Source organism: Mesorhizobium sp. M7D.F.Ca.US.004.03.1.1 (assembly GCF_003998635.1).
Lineage (GTDB): Bacteria > Pseudomonadota > Alphaproteobacteria > Rhizobiales > Rhizobiaceae > Mesorhizobium > Mesorhizobium loti.
In genome coordinates this window covers 1-2,752 of sequence record NZ_RZQG01000803.1, presented here as the reverse complement: position 1 = coordinate 2,752, position 2,752 = coordinate 1, and the positions used below count along the sequence as shown (strand labels likewise).

At 62.8% G+C, this 2,752-nt stretch carries 3 protein-coding genes and 1 pseudogene; 3 read left to right on the top strand and 1 reads right to left on the bottom strand.

What is annotated here, in order from left to right:
- From EN935_RS30090 to EN935_RS30080, 3 genes and pseudogenes are all read left to right on the top strand, one after another.
- Window positions 1–560: pseudogene (locus EN935_RS30090) on the top strand (aminotransferase class III-fold pyridoxal phosphate-dependent enzyme); the annotation flags it as partial.
- 143 nt (window positions 561–703) lie between these two features.
- Window positions 704–1,069 carry a hypothetical protein gene (locus EN935_RS30085; RefSeq protein ID WP_109668660.1) on the top strand — a complete coding sequence of 122 codons (366 nt, stop codon included), beginning with the start codon at window positions 704–706 and terminating at the stop codon, window positions 1,067–1,069.
- A gap of 82 nt (window positions 1,070–1,151) precedes the next feature.
- Window positions 1,152–1,796, top strand: a complete 645-nt coding sequence (locus EN935_RS30080) for a cytochrome c oxidase assembly factor Coa1 family protein (RefSeq protein WP_109668938.1) — start codon at window positions 1,152–1,154, stop codon at window positions 1,794–1,796.
- Between the two features lie 446 nt (window positions 1,797–2,242).
- Here EN935_RS30080 and EN935_RS30075 read toward each other — a convergent pair.
- The coding region (locus EN935_RS30075; protein WP_164771453.1) for an NAD-binding protein at window positions 2,243–2,752 on the bottom strand (510 nt) is incomplete at its 5' end.

Sequence of the window (2,752 nt, the reverse complement as noted above, 5' to 3'; positions counted from 1 at the left end):
CTCTTGATGCTGGACGAGGTCATCACCGGCTATGGCCGCACCGGCGAGTGGTTTGCCGCCCAGACGCTCGGCATCGAGCCCGACACCATCACCACGGCCAAGGCGCTGACGTCGGGCTACCAGCCGCTGTCGGCATTGCTGGTCGGCGACCGCATCGCTTCGACGCTGGTCGAGAACGGGGGCGAGTTCAATCACGGCTATACCTATTCCGGGCACCCGGTGGCCTGCGCCGTGGCGCTGAAGAACCTCGAGATCATCGAGCGGGAAGGGCTGGTCGATCGCGTCCGGAACGATACCGGCCCTTACTTCGCCAAGGCGTTGCAGGAGCGCATTGCCGGGCATGATCTGGTCGGCGAGGTGCGTTCGATCGGACTGATGGGCGCGATCGAGATCGTCAAGGACAAGGCGACCAAGGAGCGGTTCCTGCCGGCTGGAAGCGCGGCGGCGACACGATGATCCTGTCGCCGCCGCTGATCTGGACCCGTGATACGATCGACATGGCCTGCGACCGCATCTCGAAGGCGCTGGATCTGGCGCAGGCTGACCTGCGCAAGCGGTAGGGCTCGACCCTGGACCAGGCGTTCCTCAGCAGGGGAACGCCTGGCCTCGGGAACATGCTGAAGCGACGAGGGAACGAATTCCATCCCCAGCGCGTAGTGTGTGGGGCAGCGGCTGATTCGGCTGCGAGAAGGGGTTTGTTTGCATGAGAAAGACCGGCAAGAGCCGACGGACGCAAGAAGCGGCCAGCATTGGCGGTGACCTGATGCTGGCACCGCTGGTGGCGATGATGCGGCTGCCGTTGATGGCCATGGATGGCGGGAGCAGCCAGCCATGGAGCACGGAGACCGCGCGTGCGGTGAACGAGAAGACCGCGGCTATGGCCGAAGGCGCGTTTGCGGCGCAGATGTCTTTCCTGCAGTCGGCATCGCGGTTCTGGCCGGAAGTCTTTTCCGGTCGCACGCCGTCGCTGTTCAACGGTGTCGCCGCGGAGCGCTCGATCAGCGCCGCGCTGAAGCCGGCAAGCCGTGCCGTGAAAGCGAATTTTCGCCGGCTGTCCGACAAGACCTGACCGGGGTTGCAGAACTTTGATTTTGCGCATCGAGGAGCGCATGCGCTAGAACCAGTCGGTGCAGTTACCGATGGCGGACACGATGGCCGGACAACCGCTCAACCAGCCGGCTGAAATTCCAGCCGAACTCGACCGCTGGAACTGGGGCGCCTTCTTCCTCAACTGGATCTGGGGCATCGGCAACAGCACCTTCGTCGCGCTGCTGGCGCTGATTCCTGTCGTCAACATCATCATGATCATCGTGCTGGGTGCGCGCGGCAGCCGCTGGGCCTGGCAGAACCGCGCCTGGCGCGACGCAGAGCAGTTTCGCAAGACGCAACGCAACTGGGCAATCGCCGGCCTTGTCGTCTGGGTTGTCGGGATCGGCGGCTGCGCGACGATGGTCGGCAGCATTCCCTACGTCCTGAAAGGCAGCGATGCCTACCACATGACGATGGACAGACTTCGCGCCGACGACCGCGTCAAGGCCGCCCTCGGTGATGATCTGGCCGACAGTTTCTGGGTCGGTGGCCATCTCAATGTCAATGCGAATGGGGCTGGTGACGCCCAGTTCGGCATTCCGGTCCATGGCGCCAAGGGCAAGGGCACCGCCTACTCGACCGCTGTCCGAACGGCCGGGACGTGGAGCCTGCGCCTGCTGGTCGTCAGGGTCGAGGGAGCCGATGCGCCGATCGTGCTGATCAACGAAGATCATGTCCCGATCCCGAATGCTGCAATCGGAATATAGCAGGGCAAAGCGCAAGATCGCGGCCTATACGCGATGCGACAGCTGACAGTTCGGATGGCTTTGTGGCGAGCGCCGCGCGGCGAAGGTGGTCGCCGACTCACCCTATGATCCGGAAGGCGCCCGCGGGCGCATGTGAGGCATCCCGGAGTACGATCCGGGCGGTCGATGCCTCGAAACGCGCTGAAGGGCAAAACGCAAAAACCGCGCTCCATCGGGAACGCGGCTTTGCCAGATACGCATGGCGCTTCGCTACTCAAACACTTTGCGAAACTTACGGGCTCCGGTACGCGAGACCTGATCCGGAGCGCCGGGCGGATGCGATATGTCCGCCTCGCAATCCGTTTTATAGGGACATCGTTACCGCAGAGTTATCGAGAGCTTAAGCAAATCTAAATTTGCATTTTTTCTGCCGAAGAAAATCGGAAAAAGTCCGCCAAATCCGTTGGTTACGCTGGGTTACCCCTGAGAAAATTAATTATGCCGGAGAAATCCGTGCCGCCATGTCCCTGGGCGTTGAACAAGGCATAGAGCTGGGCTGCCTCGGCGCCAAGTGGCGTCACAGCACCGGCACTTTGCGCGGCTTCCTGGGACAATCTCAGGTCTTTCAGCATTAGTGCCGCTGCAAATCCTGGGTTGTAGTCCCTGTTTGCGGGCGAAGTCGGCACCGGGCCGGGCACCGGGCAATAGGTGGTCAAGGACCAGCATTGGCCCGACGAGGTCGAGGCGACGTCGAACAGCGCCTGGTTTGACAGACCGAGCTTTTCCGCCAGCACGAAGGCTTCGGCGACGCCGATCATCGAAATGCCGAGGATCATGTTGTTGCAGATCTTTGCCGCCTGTCCGGCGCCGTCGCCGCCGCAATGCACGATGCGGCCGGCCATCGGTTTCAGGACCGGCTCGGCAACGGCGAAGGCATCGTCGGAGCCTCCGGCCATGAAGGTCAGCGTGCCGGCCGC